Genomic DNA, 25331 nt, shown 5'->3' on the forward strand with positions numbered 1-25331 from the left:
CTTTCGGGCGGTGCGGGGGCTCATCGGAACTCCGCGAGCCGGGGCCGGACGCCCAGCAGGACCAGCGCGAGCACGGCGGCGGCGCCGACGGGCAGGCCGGTGCCCCAGCCGCCGAGTGCCCGTTCCGCCCTGGTGATCCGGTCGTCGAAGACGGTGCGGCCGCGGGCGACGAGCGCGCCGAGCTCGCGGTCGTAGTCGGCGTAGACGCCGACCATCGTGCCGGTGCGCAGCACGATCGCGTGCCTGGTGCGGCCCGCCCCGGCCAGGCCGCGCAGCGTCCTGTCCGCCTTCTGGAACGCCCGGTACCTGACGACGACGGGGTCGGTCGCCTTGGTGGACTGGAGGAAGCCGCCCTTCAGCGGGACCTTCTCCAACGCCGTGTAGTAGGCGGCGAGGTTGCCTGCGGGCACGTAGGCGATGGTCTGGGACGTGTCGAAGTACACCTGTTCGTAGGTGTCGGCGCGGGCCGGGTCGATCAGCCAGCGGACCTGGTCGGCCGCCGCGGTGTTGCTGATCGCGCGGGCACGGGCGTAGGTGAGGGCGCTGTCGAAGCCGTCCTCCTTGGCCGCGCGCAGGTGCGCCGAGGAGCGGCCGAGCGACGTCGCGGCGAGCGCGGTGATCGCGAGGGCGACGGCGGTGGCCAGCGCGAGCGGCGGGCTGACGGCGCGGCGGAACCTGCGCGAGATCGTCACCTGGAGGCCGCCGAGGACGCCGAGGAGCACCACGCCCGCGACGGCGACCCGGGCGAGCGCGTCGGTGGCCCGGTCGGTCTCCGAGACGTGGGTGCGGCGGACGATCGCGGCGCTCTCCAACGTCAGGTTGTACGCCTGCGGCAGGAGCTGGGCGCGCATGAGGTCGGTGGCCTGCCGGTAGACGGCCAGGACCGGGGCGGGCGGCGGGCCCGCGCGGTGCCCGGCCCGCTCGTCCAGCACGAGGGCGCGGGCGGCGAGCCGCTCGTAGGCGCCCAGCCCGTCCAGGACGGACTGGACGGTCTCCCGCCCCGTGGCGTTCTGCCCGGCGATGTCGAACGCCTGGAGCACGGCCTGGCCCGCCTCCCGGCGGCGCTTCTCGTAGATGGCGAGCGCCTTGGCGCGGCCCTGCCCGAGCCGGTGCTCCCGGCCGATGAGGAGGATCCCGGCGAGCTGCGCGTCCATGTCGCTGAGCGCGAGGTAGAGGGTGCCGGTGTTGACGGCCTGCGGCCCGGCGTCCCGGCCGATGACGCGCAGCCCCTCGCGGGCCTCGTCCACGCCGCTGTGCACGGCGGCGAACAGGCCGACCAGGGCGAGCGCGACGGCCGCCGTCCAGATCCGCAGGACGGCCGGGACGGTGCGGGGCGGGCCGAGCGCGCCGCCGCGCCGCCGGTAGCGGGCCCGGCGGCGGCGGGGCCCGGGCTCCCGTCGCCGGGACGGCGGGGCGAGCGTGTCCGTCACGGCGGTGCTCCTCGTCGGCCGGGGCGCGGGCTGGGCGGGCTCACAGTTCCAGCCCGCCCGCCTCGACGGGGACTATCGCGACGGTGATGTTGTCGTGGCCGCCGCCGTGCAGCGCCGCCCGCACCAGCTCGCGGGCGACGGCCAGCGGGGTGCGGCGGCTGCCGCGCGGGCCGGTGAGCGGCCCGGAGACGGGGTCGGCGAGCGGGTCGGCGACGGCGGCGGCCATCGCGATGGGGGAGGCCATGTAGTTCCACAGGCCGTCGGTGCAGACGACGAGGACGCCCGGCACCTCGGGCGCGTAGACGCGGACGTGCACGTCGATGTCGCGGGCGTCGGCGCCGAGCCAGCCGACGAGCATGTGCGCGCGCCGGTCGGCGTACGCCTCCTCCTCCGTCATCATGCCGTGCGCGATCACGTACTCGGCCCACGAGTCGTCCTCGGTGAGCAGCTCGTCGCCGGTGGCGCCGACCCAGTAGGCGCGGCTGTCGCCCACCCAGCCGAGCGTGATGGTGTCGCGGCCGTCCACCCGTCCGGCGACGGCCGAGATGTAGGTGCAGGCGGGGGCTGCGGTCCGGTCGGCGGTGAGGGAGGCGACGGCCTTGGCGGCGGCCAGCGCGGCCGTCCGGGTGGCGTCGCGGGCGTCGGCTCCGGCGTCCAGTTCGGCGGTGAGCACCGCGAGGCCCGTCTCGACGGCGGCGCGGGACGCCTCGTCGGGCCGGGGCGAGGCCGACACCCCGTCCGACAGCACGGTGACGACGCCCGCGCCCGTCCTGGCCAGCGCCATGCCGTCCTGGTTGACCGCGTGCCGAAGGCCCCGGTCGCTCACCGCGGCGGCGTCGTGCCCCAGGTCGATCTCCGCGTGGTCGGCCGGCGAGGTGCGCCGGGCCGGGCCGCCCGCCTCGGCCAGCCGGTGGCCGCAGGACTCGCAGAACACGTCACCGGAGAGGACCGGTGCGGAGCAGATCGGGCAGTGCATGTCGTTCCGTTCGCTGGGAGCTGGCGGCTGTTCACAGAAGTGTTCTCGGCCGGACGGCGTTCGCGCGGGCGATCAGTCGGTGCCTTTCCGGTGTGTCGTCGCAGAGCCGGGCGAGTGTCCGGTAGGTCCGTTCGAGTCCTTTGCGCAGGCCGCGTTCGGTGAGGGGGTCGCCGAGCAGGCGGGCGGTGGAGCGGTGTCCGGCCAGGACCCAGCCGAGCGCGGCGTCGAGCACCTCGGCGGCGAGCCTGCCGTGCCGTTCGGCGTCCAGGCGGAGCCGGTCGAGCCGGTGCCCGGCGTCCAGCAGCTCCTCCTCGGTCAGTTCGGCGGGGGCGCGGCCGAGGACGAGCGCGCGGACGGCGGCCATCCCGGCGGCCTGGCGGTGGCTGGAGACCGCGGGCACCGAGTCGAGCGCGGCGACGGCGCCGGGCCGGTCGCCGCCCGCCAGCCGCACCCGGGACAGGCCGAACGCGGCGCTCACGTGCGAGCGTCCGGTCCGCCAGACGGCGAGGTAGCGGCGGGCCGCGGAGTCCAGGTCGCCGAGCAGCTCGCAGCAGAACGCGAGGCCCAGCTTGGGCGCGAGCTCGCCGGGCAGCAGCGCGTACAGCGCGTCGAACGCGGCGGCGGCTTCGGCGGCGTCGCCTGCGGCCAGTGCCGCCATGGCCAGGCACCAGCCGGCCCGCCAGTCGTCGCGCAGCGGCGCGAGCAGCGCCCGCGCCGCGTCGCGGCCGCCCAGCTCGATGTGCGCGAGCGCCTGGCGCAGCAGCGCCTCGGGGGAGGCGTCGCCCGCGGCGGCCAGCGCGGCGAGCACCGCGACGGGGTCGTCGCCGCCCGGCCCCGCCGCGCCCGCGATGAGCGGCACCGGCAGCGCCTGCACCGCGCGTTTGGGGGTGAGCTCGCCGGTGACGGTGTGCCGCTCGGGCCCGAACAGCGTGGACGGCGCGGGCCTCGGCTCCTCGTCCTGGGCCGACAGCACCTCGCGCAGCACCCCGGTGAGCTGCTCGGCCATCTCGCCCGCGTCGGTGAAGCGCGCGAACGGGTCGCGGGAGCAGGCGCGGCGTAGGAACCTGTCGTAGGACTCGTGCTCGCGGAGCACGTCCACCTGCTCTCGGGGCGGCAGGTCCGCGACGTAGGTGGTGGTGAAGCGGCGGAACGGGAAGCTGAGGACGGCGAGGGTACGGCCGACGGTGAACAGGTCGGAGGAGACCGAGGGGCCGAGCCCGGAGATCTCCGGCGCCTGGTAGCCGACCGTGCCGTAGATGGCCGAGGTGAAGTCCTCCATCCGGCGCACTCCGCCCAGGTCGATGAGCTTCAGCTGCTCCTCCGCCTGGATCGCGTTGTCCGGCTTGAGGTCGCAGTACAGCAGGCCGAGCGCGTGCAGGTAACCCATCGCCCGGAGCACCTCAAGAGCGTAGGCGATGGCCTGCGCGAGCGGCAGGGCGGTGTCGGGTCCGTGCTCCTCACGGTGCTGGAGCAGCACGTCCTTGAGTGACTTGCCTCCGACGTACTCCATGACGATGTAGCCGACCATCGCGAAGGTGCGCGGCTCGGGGTGCTGGACGAAGTTGTAGATCCGGACGATGTTGGGGTGCTCGACCTCGGCCAGGAACGCCTTCTCGGCGGCGGCGACGGCGCCGGCGGCGGGGTCGCCGGTGTCCAGCAGGCCCTTGAGGACGACCCAGCGGTCGTTCACGTTGCGGTCGCGGGCCAGGTACACCCAGCCCAGGCCGCCGTGCGCGAGGCAGCCGAGCACCTCGTACTGGCCGCCCACGAGTTCGCCGGGCCGCAGCTTCGGCAGGAACGAGAACGGCGAGCCGCAGCGCGGGCAGTAGCCCTCGGTGCGGCCCGGCCTGCCGCCGCGCCCCCTGCCCACGGGTTCGCCGCAGCGGCAGAACCTGCGGCGCTCGGCGACGACGGGGTCCTTGAGCACCGCTTCGGCGGGGTCCCGGTACGGCACCGGGGGCACCTCGACCAGGCCCGCCCCGAGCAGGCCGCGCCGGGACCGGCCGCTGGTGGAGCCCCGTGCTGAGGGCGCCGACCAGGCCGCCGGGGGCCGGATCGAACCCGTCCGGGGGAATCCGTCGTCCGCGACGGTCGGCTTGTGGTCCATCAATTCCCCATTATCGGACAAGCGCCGCCTTTCGGTATTGTTTACCCCCACTCCGCCTCCGGAGTTGTACGGTCCGTGACCGCTGTTTTCCTCTTTGGATGCGAGATTCCCGCAAGCGGTTCATCTAGGTGGGCATCATGCGAAAACCCACCCGGTCTGGGACGCGTCAAAGGGGTTTCGTGGTCCGTCCGGAACGTCGGCGAACCGGAAACCGGGGACGGACCCCCGCCAGGAGGTCGCAAACCGGTCGGGACCGGCGCGCCGGGAACGGTCCCGTCTCCCCGGCCGCGTGGACGCGCTCCGTCATCCCGCCCCGCATTGAGTCGATCTTGGTGGGGTAGGTCGCGGACATGCGCCTGTTCGAGGATCCGCTGCTCCAGTTGTTCGCCTCGCGCGCGCTGGCGATGATCCCGCGCGGCGCCGCGGAGTTCGGCGAGTGCGAGACGGCCGCCTCCGGCGTCGTCGAGGGCGACGACGCGAGCTGGTACCGCTCCTGGACGGCCGTCGGCGACATGGTCGCCGAATGGGCCGCGCACAGCGACGACAGGGGGCACTTCCGCAGCGCCGCCGACGCCTGGCTACGGGCCGCCACCTACTACCGGACCGCCTACTACCCGCTGTTCGGCGCGCCCGTGGACCCGCGCCTCGTCCGCGGCTTCCGCCGGGAGGAGGAGAGCTTCCGCAGGTTCGCCGCGCTCAGGCACCTGCGCGAGGTGGAGATCCCCTACGAGAGCGTCAAGCTGCGCGGCTACCTGTGCCTCGCGCCCGGCGCGGAGGAGGAACGGCCCGTCGTCGTCTCCGTCGGCGGCGTCGGCACCGACGTGGCCGAGCGGTGGGCCGTGCACGCGCTGCCCGCGATCCGGCGCGGCTACCACTGCCTGCTCGTGGACGGCCCCGGACAGGGCGACGCGCTCGTGGACCTCGACCTGCCGATGCGGCCGGACTGGGAGTACGTCATGACGCCCGTCCTCACGAGCCTGCGCCTGCACCGCGAGGTCGACCCGGACCGGGTGGCGCTGCTCGGCTCCGGCTTCGGCGCGTTCCTCGCCGCCCGCGCCGCCGCCGCGCACCCCGGCGTCGCCGCGCTCATCACCGACCCAGGGCCGTGGGACATGGCGGGCGACCCGCCGGACCGGCTCGCGCTCGCCGACCCCGTCATGCGGTGGCTGTACGAGCGGGCCGGGGCGTGGGCGCACGGCGTGCTCCACCTGGACGCCTACGTGGAGGACCTCTCCCGGTACCGGCTGTCGGACGTCGTCGGCGACATCCGCTGCCCGACCTTCGTCGGCGCCGCCGAGGGCGACCTGTTCTCCCACCAGGCGGCGCGGTTCTTCCAGGCGCTCACCTGCCCCAAGACGCTCGGCGTGTTCATCCGCGCCGAGGGTTCGGCGGGGCCGCTGGAACTGTGGAACAGGTCGCGGTTCGACCAACGCGCCTTCGACTGGCTGGACGAGGTGCTGCACCACTATCCGGGCTCCCGGGGATGAACCCAGGGAGCCCGGAGCGGCGTCAGCCGTTGGTCGGGAACCCGAGGTTCACGCCGCCGTGCGACGGGTCCAGCCAGCGGGCCGTCACCGCCTTGGTGCGGGTGTAGAAGTGCACGCCCTCGGTGCCGTGCGCGTGGCTGTCGCCGAACAGGCTCGCCTTCCAGCCGCCGAAGCTGTAGTACGCCATCGGCACCGGGATCGGCACGTTGACGCCGACCATGCCGACCTCCACCTCGTTCTGGAAGCGCCGGGCCGCGCCGCCGTCGTTGGTGAAGATCGCGGTGCCGTTGCCGTACGGGTTGGCGTCGATCAGCGCCATGCCCTCGTCGAAGCTCCCGACCCGGACGACCGACAGGACGGGGCCGAAGATCTCGTCCCGGTAGCAGTCCATCTCGGCCGTGACGTCGTCGATGAGGGTCGGGCGCAGCCAGAAGCCGTCGCCCGAGGGCAGGCCCTCACGGCCGTCCACGGCGAGCGTGGCGCCCTGCGCTACCGAGGACGTCAGGTAGGACGCCACCTTGTCGCGGTGCTGGCGGGTGACGAGCGGGCCCATCTCCGAGGCCGGGTCGTCGCCGGGGCCCGTCACCAGGCCGGAGATCCGGTCCTTGATCTTGGCGACCAGCGCGTCGCCGACCGGGTCCACCGCGACCAGCACCGAGATCGCCATGCAGCGCTCGCCCGCCGAGCCGAACCCGGCGTTCACCGCGGCGTCCGCGGCGAGGTCGAGGTCGGCGTCCGGCAGGACCAGCATGTGGTTCTTCGCGCCGCCCAACGCCTGGACGCGCTTGCCGTGCCGGGCCGACGTCTCGTAGATGTAGCGGGCGATCGGCGTCGAACCGACGAACGAGACGGCCTTGACGTCCGGGTGCTCCAGCAGCGCGTCCACCGCGACCTTGTCGCCGTGCACGACGTTGAACACGCCGTCCGGCAGGCCCGCCTCGGCCCACAGCTCCGCGATCTTCAGCGCGGGCGACGGGTCCTTCTCCGACGGCTTCAGCACGAACGTGTTCCCGCAGGCGATCGCGACCGGGAACATCCACATCGGCACCATCGCCGGGAAGTTGAACGGCGTGATCCCGGTGACGACGCCCAGCGGCTGGTGGATCGAGTAGGCGTCCACCTTGCTTGAGACGTTCTCGGAGAACCCGCCCTTCAGCAGGTGCGGGATGCCGCAAGCGAACTCGACGACCTCCAGGCCGCGCGCGACCTCGCCAGCCGCGTCCGACAGCACCTTGCCGTGCTCGGCGGAGATCAGCGCGGCGATCTCGCCGGAGTCGCGGACCAGCAGCTCCCGGAACCGGAACAGGATCTTGGAGCGCTGCGTCAGCGAGGTGTCCCGCCAGCCGGGGAACGCCGCCTTGGCGGACGCCACCGCCTCGGCCACGTCGGCCGTCGAGGCGAAGTCGACGGTGCCGGTGACGACGCCCGTCGCCGGGTTGAAGATGTCGCCGGTGCGCTCGGCCGTGCCGCTCCAGGGCTTGCCGTTGATCCAGTGCGTGACGTGCTTGCCCATCAGGCGATCGCCTCCAGCGACTCGACGAGGATGCGCAGGCCGTCGGCGGCCTCGGCCTGCGTGAGGGTCAGCGGCGGAGCCATCCGCATGGTGTTGCCGTACAGGCCGCCCTTGCCGACGAGCAGGCCGCGCGCCCTGGTCTCCTCCATCATCCTGGAGGCCAGCGCCGGGTCCGGCCGCAGGGTCTCCGGGTCGATCAGCTCGACCGCGAACATCAGGCCCTTGCCGCGCACGTCGCCCACGAACGGGAAACGCGGGGCGGCCTCGCGCAGGCCCGCGATGATCTCCGCGCCACGTGCGGCCGCGTTCGCCTGGAGGTCGTGGTCGAGGACGTAGTCGAGCGTCGCGTTCGCGGCGGCCGTCGAGACCGGGTTGCCGCCGAAGGTGTTCAGGCCGATCGCGTGCGGCGCGTCCATGAGGTCGCCGCGCGCCACCACGCCGCCGATGGCAAAACCGTTGCCGAGGCCCTTGGCGAACGTCATCGCGTCCGGCGTGACACCGTGGTTCGCGATGCCCCAGAAGCTCTCGCCGGTACGGCCCCAGCCCGTCTGGACCTCGTCGGAGATGAAGAGGATGCCGTACTCGTCCAGCACCTCCTTGTAGGCCGCGAACAGGCCGTCCGGGGCCATCGTGAAGCCGCCGACACCCTGGATCGGCTCCGCGATCAGCGCGGCGACGTCGCCGCCCGTCGTCGTCGCCAGGACGTGCCTGAGGTCCTCGACGCACGCCGCCACGTAGTCGTGGTCGGAGAGCCGGGCGAACTGCGGCAGGTGCCGGTCCGCGCCGTGCAGGAAGCTGACGTTCAGCGGGCTCAGGCCGTTGTTCTTCCAGGCCCGGTTCGAGGTGACCGCCGTCGCGCCGAACGACTTGCCGTGGTAGCTCTGCCGCATCGCCAGCACCTGGTTGCTCCGGCGCGCGACAGTCGCCAACAGCAGCGCCGACTCGTTGGCCTCCGTGCCGGAGTTGGTGAAGAAGACCTTGGCGTCCGGAATGCCGGAGAGCCTGGCGATCTTCTCGGCCAGCTCGACCTGGCCGCGCAGCAGGTACACCGTCGAGGTGTGCACGACGCCCGAGGCGATCTGCCGCTCCACGGCGTCACGCACCTCGGCCACGTCGTAGCCGATCATGTTGGTGAGGATGCCCGCGAAGAAGTCGAGATACGAGGTGCCGTCGGCGTCGACGACGTGGTTGCCCTTGCCCCCGGTGATCTCGATGGGCTGCTCGTAGTAGAGGCTCAGCCACTGGGGCATGACCGCGCGGTGCCGCGCCAGGAGTTCCGACATGACCCCAGTGTTCAGCGCCCGACCTCCCGCCACCACCTGCAACATGTCGGAGAATCGCGGGAACCCTTTACAGCTTGTTCACGCAGGTCACCTAGGATGAGGGCACGATGCTGCCGACTCTCTCCGACGTCCTCGACCTCGAACCGGTGCGGCGCGGCAGGCCCCGGGTGGTGGCCGGCGGCGACCGGCTCGACTCCCGGGTGCGCTGGGTCCACGTCGCGGAGATCGCCGACATCGCGCCGCTGCTGCGCGGCGGCGAACTCGTCCTCACCACCGGGATCGCGCTGCCTTCCGAGGCGTCCCGGCTGCGGTCCTACGTGCGGGCGCTCTCCGACGTCGGCGTGAGCGGGCTGATCATCGAACTGGGCCGCCGGTACCGGGGCGAACTGCCCGCGGCGCTCGTCGCGGAGGCCGAACGGCTCGGCGTCGCCGTGGTGGCGCTGGAGCGGGAGACGCTCTTTGTCGACGTCACCGAGGCCGTGCACGCCCGGATCCTGGACGCCCAGCTGGAGGAGCTGCGGGCCTCGGAACAGCTGCACGAGATCTTCACCCAGCTGAGCGTCGAGGGGGCCGCGCCGGACGAGGTGGTGCGGCAGGTGGCGATCCTCGCGGGGCGGCCCGCGGTGCTGGAGAACCTCTCCCACCAGGTGCTCGCCGCCGACGCGGCAGGACGTGATCCGGCCGAGCTGCTCTCGTCGTGGGAGGCGCGCTCCCGTGCCGTGCGGCCCCCCGCGCGGACGGCCTACGACGACGCGTGCGGGTGGCTCGTCACCATGGTGGGCGCGCGCGGCGAGGACTGGGGCAGGCTGATCGTGCTGGCCGGGGCCCCGCCCAGCCCGCGCGACACGGTGCTCGTCGAGCGGGCCGCCACCACGCTGGCGCTCGGGCGGCTGCTGGACCGGCACGAGGCGTCGCTGGAACGGCAGGCACACGGCACGATCATCAGCGCGATCCTCGCGCACGCCTACTCCGACCCGCAGGAGGCGGCCGCGCGGGCGCGCGCCCTGGGCGTCCAGCTTTCGGGGCGGCGGCTGCTGGGCGTTGTGGTGCGGCCGCGCGGGGCCGTCACGCCCGAGGCGGTCGCCGAACTCGCCGAGCAGACGGCCGCCGCCTCGCGCGCCGCCGACCTCGCGGCGCTCGTCGGGGTGCTCGGCGAGGGCACCGGGCAGGCGCGGGTCGGGGTGCTGGCGTCGCTGCCGCACCGGGCGCACGTCGAGCGGGCGCTCGCCGCGATGGCGACCCGGCTGCGCGAGGGCGCGCCGGAGGCCGTCATGGCGTGCGGCTCGGTCGTGGAGTCGGTGCGCGACGTGCGGCGCTCCTTCCTCGAAGCCGAGCAGGTCGCCGACGTCGCCGCGCGCGGCACCGGCGAGCGGCTCTTCTACCGGCTGCCCGACCTGCGGCTGCGCGGCCTCCTCCACCTCCTGCGTGACGACGCCCGCCTCCAGACCTTCGTGGAACGCGAACTCGGCCCCCTCCTCGAATACGACGCCCAACGCTCCGCCGACCTCACCGGCATCCTCGGCCTCTACCTGGACTGCGGCCGCAACAAGGCAGAGGCCGCCCAACGCGCCCACCTCTCCCGCCCCGCCCTCTACGAGCGCCTCCGCCGCATCGAACGCGTCCTGGACACCGACCTGGACGACATCGAAACCTGCACCTCCCTCCACGTAGCCCTCCTGGCCCTCACCTCCGTCCGCCGCCCCCAGGACCCCTGACCCACCCCGCACCCCCACCCGACGGCCCGCCGGTCCACCCGGACCCCACAGGCCCAGGCACCCCCGGCCGCCCCGGCCCGGCGACACCCGCTCCCGACAAAGTCGGGGCCGCGAAGCAGCCGTCCTCCGGGCCCATCGAACACGGCCCGGTTCGCGGTCGCTCCCGACGGAGTCGGGGTTGCGTAGCGGTCGTCCTCCGGGCGCATCGAGCACGGCCCGGTTGACGGCCGCTCCCGACGGAGTCGGGGTTGCGTAGCGGTCGTCTTCCGGGTCCATCGGACACGGCGCGGTTCACGGTCGCTTCCGACGGAGTCGGGGTTGTGAAGCGGTCGTCTTCCGGGCCCGTCGAGCACGGCCCGGTTCGCTTGGTCCCGCGCGGCCGGTGCCGACCGGTGACGTGTCCTGGGTGTCAGCGGTCCGGTGACCTGTTCGGCGTGGCGGGCTTGGTCGGGACGCGCATGGCGAGGGCGTAGCCGACACCGGCGGTCTTGTAGCGGCGGCCCTTGCCCCACCTGAGGACCTCGAACCGGACCCGGACGACGTTCGAGCGCTTCCCGGTCAGATGGGCCATCATCTTCTCCGACAGGTCCACGATCGCGGGCGGCCGATGCTGGCGGACCGCCCACTGCGCCGGGCCGAAGTCCTCAACAAAACCGACGGTGCTCCGGCCCCGATAGGTGATCCGCACCTTCGTCCCCAGCGGCCAGTACGGACTCGCCAACGTCCGATACCGCATCGGTTTCCCCGACGCCGTCTGCGCGTCCCAGAACGACGTCGCCACACTCACCCCCGCAGGCAACCGAGGCCCCGGCTTCCCTTCCTCCCCAGGCTTCCCCTCCTCCCCAGGCTTCCCTTCGCCCTCTTCACTCTCGCCACCGTCCGACTCCTCCCAAGGCCCGTCCCAACCGCCTTCCCCACCCTCTTCTTCGCCACCGTCTTCTTCTTCGCCACCGTCTTCACCTTCCCCGGGCTTGTCCTCAAACTTCCCCGCCTCACCAACCTCCCCACCTGGCCTCCCCGCCACATCCCCGTCACCAGCCCCCTCCTCCCAGGGCCCATCCCACCCGCTTTCCCCACTTCCTCCCGGTTCGTCCCCACCGATCCCCTCCGCCCCCGGCCGCTGCGACCCGGCGCCCTGCCCGTCCCCCTGCTCCCACGGCCCGTCCCATCCCGGTTCACCGCTCCCCGTGGCCTCGCCCGCACCGGGCGAGTCGGCGGCCGCGCGGTTCTCGACGGAACCGAGCTCCCGAGGGCTCGCGGACGTCCCTTCCGGCCGCTGCGTCCCGGCGTCCCGTCCGGCCTCCCCCTCCCAGGGCCCGTCCCAGCCGGACGGGTCACCGCCCGGCCGGTGCGCCGCGAGCACGAGTCCTTCCGCGCTGCCGGACGCGCCTTGTGGCCGCTGCGTCGCGGCGCTCCCGCCGGAGTCCCGTTCCCACGGTCCGTCCCAGCCGCCCTGGCCGCTTTCCGCAGGTTCGTTCACGGCGGATGGGTCACCGCCCGGCCGGTTCGCGGTGAGCGCGAGTCCTTCCGTGCTGGCGGACGCGCCTTGTGGCCGCTGCGTCGCGGCGCTCCCGCCGGAGTCCTGTTCCCACGGTCCGTCCCAGCCGTCCTGGCCGTTTTCCGGGGGTTCGTTCGTGGCGGGTGGGTCAGCGACCGGCTGGTTCGCCGTGAGCGCGAGTCCTTCCGTGCTGGCGGACGCGCCTTGTGGCCGCTGTGGGGTGGTGTCCTGGCCGGGGTCCTGTTCCCATGGGCCGTCCCAGCCGGGTTCGCCGCTTTCTGCGGGTTCGTCTGCATGGGACGGGGTGCCTACCGGGGGGTTCTTGGTGAGGTCGGGGCCTTGGGTGCTGGCGGGTGCGTCTTGGGGTTGTTGTGGCGGGGGGTTCTGGGTGGGGGCGGGTTCCCAGGGGCCGTTCCAGCCGGGGGCGGGGGTGAGGAGGTAGAGGGTGGAGTCGGGGGTGAGGAGGAGGGTGTGGGGGGGTGGGGGGGAGGGAGGGGTGGGGTCGGCGTGGGCGGGAGGGGCGAGGAGGGGGGTGGCGGCGAGGGAGGCGGCCAGGAGGGTGGCGGTGCGGCGGGCGGCGGTGGTGGTGGTGCGGGCGGTGGTGGTGGCGGACGGGTGGCGCGGTGGTGTGGTGGGCTTCGACAAGTGTTCCCCCGAATTGTCGGTGTGGATTACGGACTTCGGGGGGTGGTATTTGTGGGCAGATCACGGGTTGGAGGCAAGAACGGTTTTCACAGCCACTTGGGGGGATCCTCGGCGGGGACCGGGGGCGGGGTGGCCCACTGCGGGCGGAAATCGCCGATGGCGCCCGGGGGTAGCACGAAGGTGAGAACTCCGTGCGGGCTGTCCATCGCGGCGAGCACGTCGTCGGGCGGGGTGCCCGCCGCCGTCAGGTCGGTGCGGCCGAGCCCGTCGAGCCAGCGGGCCGTCCCGGCGAGCGAGACGGCGCCGTGCCAGCCGCCGCCCGTCGCGGCCCGGTGCACGAGGCCGCCGATCGCGGTGAGCGCGGCCAGGTAGCCGGTGGCGTGGTCGAGCGCCTGGGCGGGCAGCGCGCTCGGCGTGTCCGACCCGGCCGCCCGCGCGGACTCGGCGGCGATGCCGGTGGCGAACTGCACGAGGCTGTCGAACCCGCGCCGCCCCGCCCACGGCGTGCCCGGCTCGTACGCCTGGACGTCCACCGTCACCAGCGAAGGGTTCAGCTCCGCGAGCGCCTCGGGGCCGAACCCCAACGCGGCGAGCGCCCCCGGCCGGTACCCCTGGACGAGAACGTCGGCCCCGGCGACGAGCTCGCGCAGATCCGCCCTGCCCCCGGCTGTCTTCAGGTCGAGCCGACAGGCGCGCTTCCCGAAGCTCATGTCAAGGAACAGCCCCGGCATCTCGGGCACTTCGGGCGAGCCCACGTGGAGCACGTCGGCCCCGTACGCGGCGAGCATCCGGGTCGCGACGGGCCCGGCGATGACCCTGGTCAGGTCCAGGACGCGCACGCCCTCCAGCGGGCTCTCCGCGGCCGTGGGGCGCACCACGGGCGCGTCGCCGCGCCGCTCCAGCGTGAGCAGCGGCCCGTGCGGGAACGCCGCCCACTCGGTGCCGTCGCGCAGCGCCGCCGCCGCGCCGCCCGCGCCGAGCACCGCCTCCTCGACGTCGAGCGCGGCGCGTCCGGCGCAGGCGGCCGAGACGGACTCCGGCTCGGGCAGGCAGTCCAGCGCGCGCAGCACGGCGTCCCGGTGCGCGGGGAAGTTGCAGTGCAGCCGGACCCAGCCGTCGCGCGTCCGGTAGTCGCCGGACAGCTCGGCCCACAGCCGCAGCGGCCGCCCGGCGATCTTGAAGACGCGTTCGGAGAGGAAGGCGAGCTGGGCGTGCCCGCTGTCGACGGTGGCGGCGGCGGGCGGCCCGCCACGCAGCTCCCACAGCAGCGCGGCGGCGGCCGTGGCGGCGCCGACGCTCGCCGCGGCGACGGTGTCGACCTCGTACACCGACGGCAGCAGGCCGGTGGAGCCGCCGAACGCGACGGGCACCGGGGGCAGCGCCGCGAGGCCGCAGAGCCACGCGGTCTGGTCTTCGGGCGTGTCCTTCACTTGGGCGGTCTTCCCGCCCTCGGGCCGCCGAATCACGGTACGGAACGGTCTGTGCGTGAACAATCCGGTTAAGGGTCGGCGCGGCACAATTTCCGGGGTCGCGGGTAAGCCCGAGTGTAAGCCGTTTTCCGGATTGCCATGGCATTGCGGAACATTCCTACAAGGCTTGACCTGAATTGTTTCCGTGGACACACTCGACAATGACGGTAAAGGGAGGCGGGCATGTCGTACGCGGGCGGAGTCACCCCGGGGCATGTCGCAGAACTCCTCTTCCTGGTCAGGCGTTATCCGCGGTGGACGATCTGGTTCGGCCCCGCGACCGGCAGCTGGTGGGCCCTGCCGCCCCGGGACCGGGACATCGGCGACTTCGTCGAGGCCACGGACGTGGAAAGGCTCGTCGCACGTATCGAAGTGATCCAGTCAGAGCCCCCGGCGTACCGGGACGCGGCGAGCTTCCTCCGGCTCGGCGCGCCACCGGTCCGGCGGGTGCCGTTGGCGACGCGGCCGGGTGACCCTGCAAGGTGACCCGTTGTTCCCCCGGCCCGGCCGCGGCCGACGGCGACACGACGACCCCGGAGGGAGACGCGGACGTGCTCGCTTCCTCCGACAAGCCCCTCGCGAGCGCGCCCGCCAGGCGGCCCGCCCGCCCTCCGGGGTCGTCACCGTGCCTACGGCGCTGAACCGACGGCGCCGACGTCACCGCTCCCACCCCTTCCCGGTGGCCGCGCCGCGCCGGTTAGGCTGCCCGACCATGAGTCTTCTTCGGGCCTCCGCCGTTCTCGGGACCGCCCTGGCGGTGACGTTGGCGGGCTGTACCGCCGACCGTCCGGCCCCCGGCGTCGCGGCGACCCCCGCGGTCTCGGTCGGCCCGGCCGAGGGCGCGCTGACCCTCGTCGCGCCGCCCGGTTACGCCGAGGAGGGCGCGGTCGACCAGGCGGTGGACTGGGTCACCCCGTTCGAGCGCGAGACCGGCTGCCAGGTGACGGTCAGGACGGCGCACACCGCGCAGGACGCCTACGAGCGCATGGCGGGCGGCGCCTACGACGGCGGCCTTGTCCCCGTCGAGGTGGCCGGGGCGCTTATCGACGGCGGGAAGGTAGCGCCGCTCAACCTGGATCTCATCCCGTCGGCGCAGGCGATCCCGAAGGAGCTGCGCGCGCTCGTCACGGCGGCGCCGGAGGACGAGGAAGACAGGAAGCCACGGAAGGTCTACGGGGTGCCGAACGCGTGGGGCGCCGACCTGCTTCTGTTCGATCCGCGCAAGGCCGCTCCGGCGTCATGGGGCGACGTGTTCGATCCGGAGCGGAGCAAGCCGCACCACGACGCCATCCTGTGGCGGGACACCCCCGCGACGATCGGCCTCGCCGCCCTCTACCTGAAGGAGCGGCGGCCGAAACTCAAGATCGACGACCCGTTCGCGCTGACCGTCCCGCAGCTCGACGCGGTCGCCGAGGTGCTGGCCGCGCAGCGGCCGCACGTGCGGCCGGTGTGGCGCGACCCGGCCGTCCCGGTCGAGGCGTTCGCGACGGGCGGCGCGGCGGTCGGGGTCGGCGACGCACACACGTTCGACGTGCTCGTGGGCGGCGGCGTCCAGGTGGCCGAGGCTGCCGCGCGCGAGGGCGGCACGGGCTGGGCCAACGCGTGGATGATGGGCGCCCGCGCGCGGCACCCCGGCTGCCTGTACCGGTGGTTGGACTGGACGGCCTCGCCGGAGGTGCAGCGGGCGATGGCCGAGTGGCGCGGGGTCGCGCCCGCGAACCCCGGCGCGTGCGCGACGCTGCGGGCGGGCTTCTGCGCCGCCTACCGCGTGGGCGACCGCGCCTACCTGGAGAAGCTGGTGTGGGCGAGGACGCCCGGCCTGTCCTGCCCGGACGACAAGGAGTGCACCGGCTGGGCCGACTGGGCGAAGGTGTGGGAGTCGCTGCGCGGCGACGGCTGACCCGGCCTGACCCCGGACACGAGAACGGGCCCGACCGCCCCCAGTCAGGCCCGTCTCGCGGACGCGCGGGCGAAGAGCGCCGCTGCGCGTCCCTTTGTGGGAGCGGGAGCCCCTGGCCAACCCCCCGAAAGCCAGGGGCCCCGCTTATCCAGTGAGGTTCAACTCACCCCGGAACCGTGAACGGCCAGCGCGGGGATACACGGCAGGGCGGGCACGCCGATCGACGCGTGCGCGAACACCCCTGAGCCGCCCGGCATGCGGGCGCGAGCGCCGGCGCCGGAGACCTCTTCCTCTCGGCTGGTCCTTCGGCTCATTGCTCACCTCCCGGCGGTGACCGTTCCTCGGTTCTCCTCCTTTGTACGTGCCGGGGGGTTCGGTTGGGGAATGGCGGCGCCCAAGACCTGGCAAAGGCCCTCGTGTCGGACGTCAGCGGGTCGCGGCGAATGCCTCGTCGAGCAGGTCGAGGCCCTCGCGCAGGAGGTCCTCGGGGATGACGAGCGGGGGCAGGAACCGCAGCACGTTGCCGTAGGTGCCCGCGGTGAGGACGACGAGGCCCTTCGTGTGGCAGGCGCGGGCGATCGCCCCGGCCAGTTCCGCGTCGGGCTCCTTGGTGCCCGGCTTGACCAGTTCGACGGCGACCATCGCGCCCCGGCCCCGGACGTCGCCGATCCTGGGGTCGGCGGCGGCCAGCGCGCGCAGGCGCGGCAGCATGATCTCGCCGATCCGCTCGGCCTTGGCGACGATCTCGTCGGCGTCCAGCGCGTCCAGGACGGCGAGGGCGGCCTCACACGCGAGGGGGTTGCCGCCGTAGGTGCCGCCCAGCCCACCGCCGTGCACGGCGTCCATGATCTCGGCCCGGCCGGTGACGGCGGCCAGCGGCAGGCCGCCCGCGATGCCCTTGGCGGTGGTGATGAGGTCCGGGACGACGCCCTCGTGCTCGGACGCGAACAGGTTCCCGGTGCGGCCGAAACCCGTCTGGATCTCGTCGGCGATGAACAGGATCCCGTTCTCCCGCGCGAACTCGGCGATGGCCGGGAGGAAGCCGGGGGACGGGACGATGAAGCCGCCCTCGCCCAGGATCGGCTCGACCACCACGGCGGCGACGTTGTGCGCGCCGATCTGCTTGGTGATCTGGTCGATGACCTGCGCGGCGGTCGCGGGGCCGTCCTCGGGGGAGCGGAACGGGTAGGCCATGGGCACCCGGTACACCTCGGGCGCGTAGGGGCCGAAGCCCTCCTTGTACGGCATGTTCTTGGCCGTCAGGGTCATGGTGAGCAGGGTGCGGCCGTGGTAGCCGTGGTCGAAGACGACGACGGCCGGGCGCTTGGTGGCGTACCGCGCGATCTTCACGGCGTTCTCGACGGCCTCCGCGCCGGAGTTCACGAGGATCGTCCGCTTCTCGTGGTCGCCGGGCGTGAGCGCGTTGAGCCGCTCGCAGACCTCCACGTACGGCTCGTAGGGGGTGACCATGAAGCAGGTGTGGGTGAACGCCGCGACCTGCTCCTGGACCCGCCGGACGACCTCCGGGTGGGCGTTGCCGACGTTGGTGACGGCGATGCCGGAGCCGAAGTCGATGAGGCTGTTGCCGTCCACGTCCACCAGGACGCCGCCGCCCGCCGCCGCCGTGTAGACCGGCAGGACCGAGCCGACCCCGGGCGGCACCGCCTTCAGCCTCCGCTCCTGCAGGGCCCGTGACTTCGGCCCCGGGATCTCGGTGACGATCTTGCGCTGCTGCGGCAGGCCGGGCCCGCCCTTCGTCGGCTCACTCATGGCCTCGACGATAGGCGGCGCGGCCTAGGCTGGGGGTCGTCCACACCGGACAACACGACGCCTCGCAGATGGACACCCTGGAAGGCCATGGCACCGACCCTCGCCGCCGTCGCGGCACTGCCCGCGCTGCGGCTCGTCCCGCGCACCGGGGCCGCCCTCGACGTGCCCGTCCGGTGGGTCGCGGTCAGTGAACTCGCCGATCCGACGCCGTTCCTGGAGGGCGGTGAGCTGCTCCTCACCACGGGGATGCGCCTTGACGACCCGGAGGAGTACGTCGCCCGGCTCGTCGGGAGGAGTGTCGCGGGGTTGGGGTTCGGGGTGGGGCTCGGCCACGAGGCCGTGCCTTCCGGGCTTGTGGAGGCCGCGCAGAGGCACGGGCTTCCCTTGCTTGAGGTGCCACGGCCCACGCCGTTCGTCGCGATAGGCAAGGCCGTGTCCCGGATGCTGGCGGCCGAGCAGTACGAGGATGTCACGCGGGCGGCCACCGCCCAGCGGGAGCTGGCCAAGGCGGCGCTGCGCGGGCCGGAGGCGGTGCTCTCCGCGCTGGCCCGGACGCTGCGGGGGTGGGCGCTGCTGCTGGGGCCGTCGGGGGAGGTCAGGCACGCGGCGCCCGACGCGGCGCGGGCGCACGCCGCCCTCGTCGTGGCGGAGCTGCCCCGGCTGGCCAGCGCCGCGAGCCTCGCGCTGCCGGGGCCCGTCGTGGTGCACCCGGTGGGGCTCGGACGGCGGCCGCGCGCGTTCCTCGCGGTCGGGACGCCGGACCCGCTCCGGCCGGTCGCGCACACCGTCGTGGGGGCCGCCGTCTCGCTGCTCAGCCTGCGTTCGGAGTCGGGCGAGCCGCGCGCGCGGGCGGCGCTGGGGCGGCTGCTGCTCGGCGAGCCGCCCGGCTTCCCGGACGAGCCCGTGCGGGTCCTGGTGTGCGCGCCGGGCGCCGCCGAGGCGCTGGAGGCCGACGGCGCCGCCGACCGGTGCCTGGCCGTCCCGTACGGCGCCCTGGTGGCCGTGCTGGCACCTGAGGCCCTCACGGACCGGGTAGCGGCCCTCGTGGCCGTCTGCGGGCCCGTGGGGGTCGGCGACGCGGTGCCGCTGGCCGACGTGCCGCGCTCGCTCGCGCAGGCCGAGCGCGCCCGCCCGGCGTCCGGGGTGCGCCGCCACGCCGACCTGCCCTCCGGGCTCCTCGGCCTGCTCGACCCGGCCGCCCGCGAGGCCGCCGACGTCCTCCTCGCGCCCCTCGACGCGACGTTGCGGGCCTCGCTGCACGCCTACCTCGCCCACCACGGCCAAGGCGACCCGGCCGCCCGCGCGCTCGGCGTCCACCGGCACACCCTGCGCAACCGCATGCGCCGCACCGCCGAACTCCTCGGCCGCGACCTGGACGACCCCACGGTCCGCGCCGAACTCTGGCTCGCCCTCACCCTCGCCGCCACCCCGCCCTGACTCCGCACCGGCCTTACACGCGGCACGGTGATCCCGTAGGCGTGGGTGTCATGGGGTGGGAGATCGTCGGGGGGAGTGGGTTAAGGCGAGCCTGGGTGGGCGTCAGGGTTCGGAAAGGGCGGGGCGGTCCGGCGGACGGGCCGGTCGGGGGCGGGCCAAGATCGGGCCATGAGACGCGCCGCCGTACCCTCCGTCCTCGTCCTGCTGCTGGCCGGGGCCGCCGTGCCCGGCGGGGCGGCGCCAGCGCTCGCCGCCCCTGCGGTGCCGTGGAAGCCGTGCAAGGCGGCGCTGCCCGCGTTCGCCGCGCTCTTCGACACGCTCAAGGGCGTCGAGGTCCAGTGCGCCAAGATCGAGGTGCCGCTCGACCCCGCGAGGCCGATGGGGCGCAAGACCGAGATCGCGCTCTCCCGGATCCCGGCGACGTCGGCACGTCCGCGCGGCTTCCTCGTCGTCAACCCGGGCGGTCCGGGAGGCACCGGGACGGACTTCGCGGTGGCCGTCGCCGCCCGCGCGTCGGCAAGGGTGCGGGCCGCCTACGACATCGTGGGGTTCGACCCGCGCGGCACCGGAGGCAGCGGCGCGATGAGCTGCCTGCCCGGCCACTTCGACCCGGTGCGTCCCGACTACAACCCGCGCACCCCCGCCGACTTCGCCTACTGGCGCAAGAAGGCGCGCGACTACGCCCAGGCGTGCGACACCAGGTACGGCGACCTCCTGAACCACATGAAGACCACCGACGTGGTGGCCGACCTGGAGCAGATCCGCCGCAGGCTCGGCGAAGACAGGCTGCACTACTTCGGCGTCTCCTACGGGACGTACCTGGGCGCCGTCTACGCGACCCGCTATCCGCGCCGGGTAGGCCGGATGGTGCTGGACTCCAACGTCTCTCCCGAGGGCGTCTGGTACGAGGCCAACCTCCGGCAGAACCGCACGTTCGACCGGAACCTGAACCTCTTCTTCGCCTGGGTCGCCCGGCACCACGACGTCTTCCGGCTGGGCCGGACCCGCGCGCAGGTCCGCGCCTACTACCTGGCCACCCGCGCGAGCCTGGCCCGCAAGCCGATCTCGGCGAGCATCGGCCCCAAGCAGGCCGCCGCCGACGCCCCGGCCGGGCCGACCCGCGTCGGCCCCGACGAACTCGACGACACCTTCCTCGCCGCCGGATACAGGGCTGGCGACGGCGTCTGGGCGCTCCTGGCGCAGGCGCTCCAGGCCCGCAAGGAGGGCGACAACAGGGGCATCGCCGTCGCCTACCAGCATCTGGGCGCGCAGCGGGAGTCCGGCGGGTACGCGGTCTACACGGGCGTCCAGTGCACCGACGCGCCGTGGCCCGCCCGCTGGTCGCGCTGGAAGGCCGACCACACCGCGCTGGCCCGCCGCCACCCCTTCATGACGTGGAGCAACGCCTGGTACAACCTGCCGTGCCTGTACTGGAAGGCGCGTCCCGGCCGTCCGGTGGACATCCGCAGGCGGCCGGGCCTGCCGCGCGTCCTGCTGTTCCAGGCGACCCTGGACGCGGCGACCCCGTTCCCCGGCGGACGGCAGATGCGGCGCCGTCTCGGCGGCCACCTGGTGGTCGAGGAAGGCGGCCTGAACCACGGCATCGTGCAGCGCGGCAACGCGCCGGTCGATCGGATCTTCGAGCGCTACCTGCTCACCGGAAGGCTGCCCACGGGCCGCGAGACACGGGTGAAGTCGCTGCCGCCGCCCGCCGCACCGCTCACCCCGGTGGTGCGGATCGAGGGTCAGAACAGGACGCTCATGAACTGGTCGACCTCGACGAAGCCGACCCTGTGGTAGGCGGACCGCGCCCGGTGGTTGAAGTCGTTGACGTACAGGGTGACGATCGGAGCGATGTCCTGGAGGCAGGACGCGACGACGGCGGACATGCCGAACTCCGACAGGCCCTTGCCGCGTGACTCCGGATGCACCCAGACGCCCTGGATCTGGCACGCGTACGGCGTGATCGCGCCGACCTCGGCCTTGAAGACCACCCGGCCGCCCTCGATCCTGGCGAACGACCGGCCCGCCCGGATCAGCTCGGCGACCCGCGCCCGGTAGAGCATGCCGCCGTCGCCCTGGTCGGGGGAGACGCCGACTTCCTCGGTGAACATCGCCACGCACGCCGGATAGAGCGTGTCGAAATCGGCCATCGTGGCACGCCGGACATAGGGGTCGGCGGGGAAGTCGCTGGGCGCGGTGGTGGCCATGACCGGCTGGATCCCCCGGATGGCGCGCGGCGGCCCCCAGAACGGCTCCAGGAGGTCCCAGAGTTCGCGGACGGCGTCCACCGGGCCGACGATCGAGCTGCACCGGCGGCCCTGCGTGCGGGCCCGCTCGGCGAACGCCCGGACGGCGTCGGGCGCGGCGTTCACCGGGATGAGGTTGGCGCCCGCGTAGCACAGCGACTCCAGGCGCCCCTCGCGCCAGAATCCCCACATCTGGGCGCCCAGCCGGGCGGGGTCGAGCCCGGCCTGGTGGACCCGGGAGGCCACGAAGACGTTGCCGACCGGGTCGGCGTCGAGGATCGCCAAGACCTCAGCCCGGTGCCGGTCGTCCAGGACCCGCACCGGGAGGGAACCCAGCATCCGCATCGGCAGCCCACCTGACATCGTCGCTGACAGCTCGGCGCTTACATCCACCAGCCTAAGCCTCCGGCTCTGGCGGGGAAGCGCCGGGCGGTTCAGCCGACGATCAAGCGGTGACCACGGACACGCCGGGGCCCGCGTCGCCGTCGAGATCCACGTCGACGCCGAGCTCCTCGGCGATGCGCATGGCCTCCTCCACCAGGGTCTCCACGATCTGGTCCTCCGGCACGGTCTTGATGACCTCGCCCTTGACGAAGATCTGGCCCTTGCCGTTTCCGGACGCGACGCCGAGGTCGGCCTCGCGCGCCTCGCCGGGGCCGTTCACGACACAGCCCATGACCGCGACGCGCAGCGCCACCGGGAAGCCCTCAAGGGCGGCGGTCACCTGGTTGGCGAGCGTGTAGACGTCCACCTGGGCGCGGCCGCAGGACGGGCAGGAGATGATCTCCAGGCCGCGCTCGCGCAGGCCGAGGGATTCGAGGATCTGGTTGCCGACCTTGATCTCCTCGACCGGCGGGGCCGACAGGGAGACGCGGATGGTGTCGCCGATGCCCTGGGACAGCAGGGCGCCGAACGCGACGGCGGACTTGATCGTGCCCTGGAAGGCGGGACCGGCCTCGGTGACGCCGAGGTGGAGCGGGTAGTCGCACTTGGCGGCGAGCTGCCGGTACGCCTCGATCATGACGACCGGGTCGTTGTGCTTGACGGAGATCTTGATGTCGCGGAAGCCGTGCTCCTCGAACAGGGAGCACTCCCACAGCGCGGACTCGACCAGCGCCGCGGGGGTCGCCTTGCCGTACTTCTCCAGCAGCCGCTTGTCCAGCGATCCGGCGTTGACGCCGATGCGGATCGGGACGCCGGCGTCGGAGGCGGCGCGGGCGATCTCGCCCACCTTGTCGTCGAACTTCTTGATGTTGCCGGGGTTGACCCGCACCGCCGCGCAGCCGGCGTCGATGGCCGCGAAGACGTACTTGGGCTGGAAGTGGATGTCGGCGATGACCGGGATCGGCGACTTGCGGGCGATCTGCGGCAGCGCGTCGGCGTCGTCCTGGGACGGACACGCCACCCTGACGATCTGACACCCGGCCGTCGCGAGCTGCGCGATCTGCTGGAGCGTGGAGTTGACGTCCGAGGTGAGGGTCGTCGTCATCGACTGGACGGACACGGGGGCGTCGCCGCCCACCGGCACGCTCCCGACCATGATCTGACGCGACTTGCGGCGTGGGGAGACCTGAGGAGCCTGGGGGCGGATCTTCGGCAGACCGAGTTCGACGCTCATGTTCCTATTGTGTCAGTCGTTGCCGCGTGCTCTCGCGGGCCCACTGATCAGCCGTGAGCACGTCGTCGAGCGTGGGCGTCCGGATTGTCTGATGTGCCGAGACGATATCCGAGACGGTGTCCACTATGGAAGGAAATGAGATGTGGCCTTTGAGGAAAGCTTCAACGCACTCTTCGTTCGCAGCGTTATAGACAGCGGGTGAGGTTCCGCCCTCCTCGCCGACCTGGCGGGCGAGCTGGACCGCCGGGAACGCCTCGTCGTCCAGCGGGAACAGCTCCCACGTGTGCGCCTTGGTCCAGTCCACGCCGTAGTCGGGACGGTCGATGCGGTCCGGCCAGGTGAGGCCGAGCGCGATCGGCAGCCGCATGTCCGGCGGGCTCGCCTGGGCCAGCGTTGACCCGTCAACGAACTCCACCATGGAATGGATCACCGACTGCGGATGCACCATCACGGTGATGCGGTCGAAGGGGATGTCGAACAGCAGATGCGCCTCGATCACCTCAAGGCCCTTGTTCACCAGCGTCGCCGAATTCACCGTGATGACGGGGCCCATCGCCCACGTCGGGTGGTTGAGCGCGTCGGCGGGCGTCACCTTCTCCAGCTCCGCGCGGCTCCGGCCCCGGAACGGGCCGCCGGAGGCCGTCACGACGAGCCTGCGCACCTCCTCGGCGCGGCCGCCCACCAGGCACTGGGCCAGCGCGGAGTGCTCGGAGTCCACGGGCACGATCTGGCCCGGCCTGGCGCGCGCCTTCACCAGCGGGCCGCCGACGATGAGGGACTCCTTGTTGGCCAGGGCCAGGGTGCGCCCCGCGTCCAGGGCGGCGAGGGTCGAGGACAGGCCGAGCGCGCCCGTGACGCCGTTGAGGACGACGTCGCAGGGGTGCGCGGCGACCTCCGCGACCGCCTCGGGGCCCGCGAGGATCTTCGGGATGCGGTACTCGCCCCGGTTGTAGCCGCGCTTGGCGGCCTCCGCGTAGAACGCGAGCTGGAGGTCCTGCGCGGCGGTGGCGCGCGCGACGGCGACGACCTCGGGCTGGAACTCCAACGCCTGCGCGGCCAGCAGCTCCACCTGCCCGCCGCCCGCGGCCAGGCCGACGACCCGGAACCTGCCGGGCTCACGACGGGCGATGTCCAGGGCCTGCGTGCCGATCGAGCCCGTCGAGCCGAGCACGACGATGTCCTTCACCTGCATCTGGCGTCTCCGTCCGTCGCCGCTTGAGCCGCCTCATTGTGCAGGGCGCGGGTACCCGTCATGCAAGTTGACCAAAAGTAGCCACGCGATCACTCGTGGTGCTGCACACTGTCACGTCATGGGTAAGGAGGGCTGGATCGCGGCGGGCGCCGTCGCGCTGGTCGGTCTGTCGCCGATGGCGCCCGCAGGGGGGACCGCGATCCCGTCCTCCGAACCCGTCGTCTCGCACGTGCTCCCGTCCGGGAAGGCGCACCGGGACAAGGTGCTCCGCTACTGGACCGCCGACAGGATGACCGGCGCGGTCAGCCCCGTCGCGCCACGGCCCGGACCGCTCGGCAAGGCGGAGCCGCCGGGGCGCAGCAACGGCGCGGTGTGGCCCCTGGACGGCGGCGTCGTGCCGTCCGTCGGGAAGGTGTTCTTCACCCTCGACGGCCGCGACTACCTGTGCTCGGGGGCCGCGGTGCGCAGTGCCAGCCGTGACCTCGTTGTCACGGCCGGGCACTGCGCCCGCGGGGCTTCGGGCCGGTGGGCGGAGAACTGGATCTTCGTCCCCGGCTACCGGGAGGGCGGCGGCCCGCAGGGCGGGTTCCCCGCACGGCTCATGGCCGTGCCCGACCAGTGGGCCTCCAAAGCCGACGACGACTACGACGTCGCCATGGTGGCGTTGCACCAGCGGCGCGGAAAGCACGTCGCCGACCTCGTCGGGGCCAACACGATCGCGTTCGGCAGGCCACGGGGGCGTCCCGTGCACGCGTTCGGCTACCCGTCGCAGGGGCGGTACGACGGGGAACGGCTCGCCTACTGCGCGGGCACCCCCGAGCCCGACCCCCACCGGGCGACCGTCGCGCAGGGCCTGCACTGCGACCTCACCCAGGGCTCCAGCGGCGGGCCCTGGCTGATCGGCTTCGACCCGGCGACGGGCACCGGCACCGTCACGTCCGTCAGCAGCTTCAAGTACGCCGACGACAAGGTGACGATGTACGGGCCGTACTTCGGGCAGGCCATCCGCGAGCTGTACGCGCGCACCGAGCGCGTCTAGCCG

Annotated in this window: 19 protein-coding genes; 7 read left to right on the plus strand and 12 right to left on the minus strand. The window is 73.4% G+C overall.

Annotated elements, in window-relative coordinates; all coding sequences use genetic code 11:
- Nucleotides 1-20: 20 nt before the first annotated feature.
- Genes LO762_RS04455 through LO762_RS04465 form a run of 3 tightly spaced genes read right to left on the minus strand, consistent with a single transcriptional unit; the run spans nt 21 to nt 4513 of the window.
- Nucleotides 21-1430 carry a hypothetical protein gene (locus LO762_RS04455; RefSeq protein ID WP_230612668.1) on the minus strand — a complete coding sequence of 470 codons (1410 nt, stop codon included), beginning with the start codon at nt 1428-1430 and terminating at the stop codon, nt 21-23.
- A gap of 40 nt (nt 1431-1470) precedes the next feature.
- Entirely contained in the window at nt 1471-2406 is a 936-nt protein-coding gene (locus tag LO762_RS04460) for a PP2C family serine/threonine-protein phosphatase (RefSeq protein WP_230612670.1), read from the minus strand.
- Between the two features lie 31 nt (nt 2407-2437).
- Entirely contained in the window at nt 2438-4513 is a 2076-nt protein-coding gene (locus LO762_RS04465) for a serine/threonine-protein kinase (protein ID WP_230612672.1), read from the minus strand.
- A gap of 350 nt (nt 4514-4863) precedes the next feature.
- Here LO762_RS04465 and LO762_RS04470 point away from each other — a divergent pair, with 350 nt between their 5' ends.
- Nucleotides 4864-6000 (plus strand): alpha/beta hydrolase, encoded by a 1137-nt coding sequence (locus LO762_RS04470; protein ID WP_230612674.1) that lies wholly within the window; start codon nt 4864-4866, stop codon nt 5998-6000.
- 22 nt (nt 6001-6022) lie between these two features.
- Here LO762_RS04470 and LO762_RS04475 read toward each other — a convergent pair whose 3' ends face one another.
- Together LO762_RS04475 and LO762_RS04480 are read right to left on the minus strand one after the other, a co-directional pair.
- Entirely contained in the window at nt 6023-7513 is a 1491-nt protein-coding gene (locus LO762_RS04475; RefSeq protein ID WP_230612676.1) for a CoA-acylating methylmalonate-semialdehyde dehydrogenase, read from the minus strand.
- Nucleotides 7513-8796, minus strand: coding sequence for an aspartate aminotransferase family protein (locus tag LO762_RS04480; RefSeq protein WP_230612678.1), 1284 nt, complete (start codon nt 8794-8796; stop codon nt 7513-7515). The genes LO762_RS04475 and LO762_RS04480 overlap by 1 nt, the downstream gene beginning before the upstream one ends.
- A 107-nt stretch (nt 8797-8903) precedes the next feature.
- Between LO762_RS04480 and LO762_RS04485 the strand changes: the two genes are divergently transcribed.
- Entirely contained in the window at nt 8904-10511 is a 1608-nt protein-coding gene (locus LO762_RS04485) for a PucR family transcriptional regulator ligand-binding domain-containing protein (protein WP_230612680.1), read from the plus strand.
- A gap of 409 nt (nt 10512-10920) precedes the next feature.
- Here LO762_RS04485 and LO762_RS04490 read toward each other — a convergent pair whose 3' ends face one another.
- The 3 genes from LO762_RS04490 to LO762_RS04505 form a co-directional block, all read right to left on the minus strand.
- On the minus strand, nt 10921-11298 hold the full coding sequence (locus LO762_RS04490; RefSeq protein ID WP_230612682.1) for a septal ring lytic transglycosylase RlpA family protein: 378 nt from the start codon (nt 11296-11298) through the stop codon (nt 10921-10923).
- Complete coding sequence (locus tag LO762_RS04495; protein ID WP_230612684.1) at nt 11295-11462, minus strand: hypothetical protein; 168 nt, start codon at nt 11460-11462, stop codon at nt 11295-11297. The genes LO762_RS04490 and LO762_RS04495 overlap by 4 nt, the downstream gene beginning before the upstream one ends.
- 1278 nt (nt 11463-12740) lie before the next feature.
- Nucleotides 12741-14084, minus strand: a complete 1344-nt coding sequence (locus LO762_RS04505) for a CoA transferase (RefSeq protein WP_230612685.1) — start codon at nt 14082-14084, stop codon at nt 12741-12743.
- Nucleotides 14085-14306: 222 nt separating this feature from the next.
- On the opposite strand from LO762_RS04505, the gene LO762_RS04510 reads away from it, so the two are divergent.
- Nucleotides 14307-14609, plus strand: a complete 303-nt coding sequence (locus LO762_RS04510; protein WP_230612686.1) for a hypothetical protein — start codon at nt 14307-14309, stop codon at nt 14607-14609.
- A 226-nt stretch (nt 14610-14835) separates the two neighbouring features.
- Entirely contained in the window at nt 14836-16023 is a 1188-nt protein-coding gene (locus tag LO762_RS04515) for an extracellular solute-binding protein (protein WP_230612687.1), read from the plus strand.
- 426 nt (nt 16024-16449) lie between these two features.
- Here the strand turns inward: LO762_RS04515 and gabT are convergent, their stop codons facing one another.
- Entirely contained in the window at nt 16450-17793 is a 1344-nt protein-coding gene (gene gabT, locus LO762_RS04520) for a 4-aminobutyrate--2-oxoglutarate transaminase (protein ID WP_230612689.1), read from the minus strand.
- An 87-nt stretch (nt 17794-17880) separates the two neighbouring features.
- On the opposite strand from gabT, the gene LO762_RS04525 reads away from it, so the two are divergent.
- Both LO762_RS04525 and LO762_RS04530 read left to right on the plus strand, forming a co-directional pair.
- Complete coding sequence (locus LO762_RS04525) at nt 17881-19230, plus strand: PucR family transcriptional regulator (RefSeq protein ID WP_230612691.1); 1350 nt, start codon at nt 17881-17883, stop codon at nt 19228-19230.
- A 168-nt stretch (nt 19231-19398) separates the two neighbouring features.
- Nucleotides 19399-21030 carry an alpha/beta hydrolase gene (locus LO762_RS04530; RefSeq protein ID WP_230612693.1) on the plus strand — a complete coding sequence of 544 codons (1632 nt, stop codon included), beginning with the start codon at nt 19399-19401 and terminating at the stop codon, nt 21028-21030.
- Here LO762_RS04530 and LO762_RS04535 read toward each other — a convergent pair.
- The 3 genes from LO762_RS04535 to dxr form a co-directional block, all read right to left on the minus strand.
- On the minus strand, nt 20976-21818 hold the full coding sequence (locus LO762_RS04535) for a GNAT family N-acetyltransferase (protein WP_230612856.1): 843 nt from the start codon (nt 21816-21818) through the stop codon (nt 20976-20978). The genes LO762_RS04530 and LO762_RS04535 overlap by 55 nt on opposite strands.
- Before the next feature lie 106 nt (nt 21819-21924).
- Nucleotides 21925-23097 carry a flavodoxin-dependent (E)-4-hydroxy-3-methylbut-2-enyl-diphosphate synthase gene (gene ispG / locus LO762_RS04540; RefSeq protein WP_230612695.1) on the minus strand — a complete coding sequence of 391 codons (1173 nt, stop codon included), beginning with the start codon at nt 23095-23097 and terminating at the stop codon, nt 21925-21927.
- 4 nt (nt 23098-23101) lie between these two features.
- Complete coding sequence (gene dxr / locus LO762_RS04545) at nt 23102-24289, minus strand: 1-deoxy-D-xylulose-5-phosphate reductoisomerase (protein WP_230612697.1); 1188 nt, start codon at nt 24287-24289, stop codon at nt 23102-23104.
- Between the two features lie 118 nt (nt 24290-24407).
- Here dxr and LO762_RS04550 point away from each other — a divergent pair, with 118 nt between their 5' ends.
- Nucleotides 24408-25328, plus strand: coding sequence for a serine protease (locus LO762_RS04550; protein WP_230612699.1), 921 nt, complete (start codon nt 24408-24410; stop codon nt 25326-25328).
- Nucleotides 25329-25331 lie beyond the last annotated feature (3 nt).

Source organism: Actinocorallia sp. API 0066 (assembly GCF_020991275.1).
GTDB lineage: Bacteria > Actinomycetota > Actinomycetes > Streptosporangiales > Streptosporangiaceae > Actinocorallia.

Excerpts from the sequence above, each read along its gene's own strand:
- LO762_RS04460 (WP_230612670.1), bottom strand. The coding sequence starts at position 2,406 with ATGCACTGCCCGATCTGCTCCGCACCGGTCCTCTCCGGTGACGTGTTC.
- LO762_RS04465 (WP_230612672.1), bottom strand. The coding sequence starts at position 4,513 with ATGGACCACAAGCCGACCGTCGCGGACGACGGATTCCCCCGGACGGGT.
- LO762_RS04470 (WP_230612674.1), top strand. The coding sequence starts at position 4,864 with ATGCGCCTGTTCGAGGATCCGCTGCTCCAGTTGTTCGCCTCGCGCGCG.
- LO762_RS04475 (WP_230612676.1), bottom strand. The coding sequence starts at position 7,513 with ATGGGCAAGCACGTCACGCACTGGATCAACGGCAAGCCCTGGAGCGGC.
- LO762_RS04480 (WP_230612678.1), bottom strand. The coding sequence starts at position 8,796 with ATGTCGGAACTCCTGGCGCGGCACCGCGCGGTCATGCCCCAGTGGCTG.
- LO762_RS04485 (WP_230612680.1), top strand. The coding sequence starts at position 8,904 with ATGCTGCCGACTCTCTCCGACGTCCTCGACCTCGAACCGGTGCGGCGC.
- LO762_RS04510 (WP_230612686.1), top strand. The coding sequence starts at position 14,307 with ATGTCGTACGCGGGCGGAGTCACCCCGGGGCATGTCGCAGAACTCCTC.
- LO762_RS04515 (WP_230612687.1), top strand. The coding sequence starts at position 14,836 with ATGAGTCTTCTTCGGGCCTCCGCCGTTCTCGGGACCGCCCTGGCGGTG.
- gabT (WP_230612689.1), bottom strand. The coding sequence starts at position 17,793 with ATGAGTGAGCCGACGAAGGGCGGGCCCGGCCTGCCGCAGCAGCGCAAG.
- LO762_RS04525 (WP_230612691.1), top strand. The coding sequence starts at position 17,881 with ATGGCACCGACCCTCGCCGCCGTCGCGGCACTGCCCGCGCTGCGGCTC.
- LO762_RS04530 (WP_230612693.1), top strand. The coding sequence starts at position 19,399 with ATGAGACGCGCCGCCGTACCCTCCGTCCTCGTCCTGCTGCTGGCCGGG.
- LO762_RS04535 (WP_230612856.1), bottom strand. The coding sequence starts at position 21,818 with ATGCTGGGTTCCCTCCCGGTGCGGGTCCTGGACGACCGGCACCGGGCT.
- ispG (WP_230612695.1), bottom strand. The coding sequence starts at position 23,097 with ATGAGCGTCGAACTCGGTCTGCCGAAGATCCGCCCCCAGGCTCCTCAG.
- dxr (WP_230612697.1), bottom strand. The coding sequence starts at position 24,289 with ATGCAGGTGAAGGACATCGTCGTGCTCGGCTCGACGGGCTCGATCGGC.
- LO762_RS04550 (WP_230612699.1), top strand. The coding sequence starts at position 24,408 with ATGGGTAAGGAGGGCTGGATCGCGGCGGGCGCCGTCGCGCTGGTCGGT.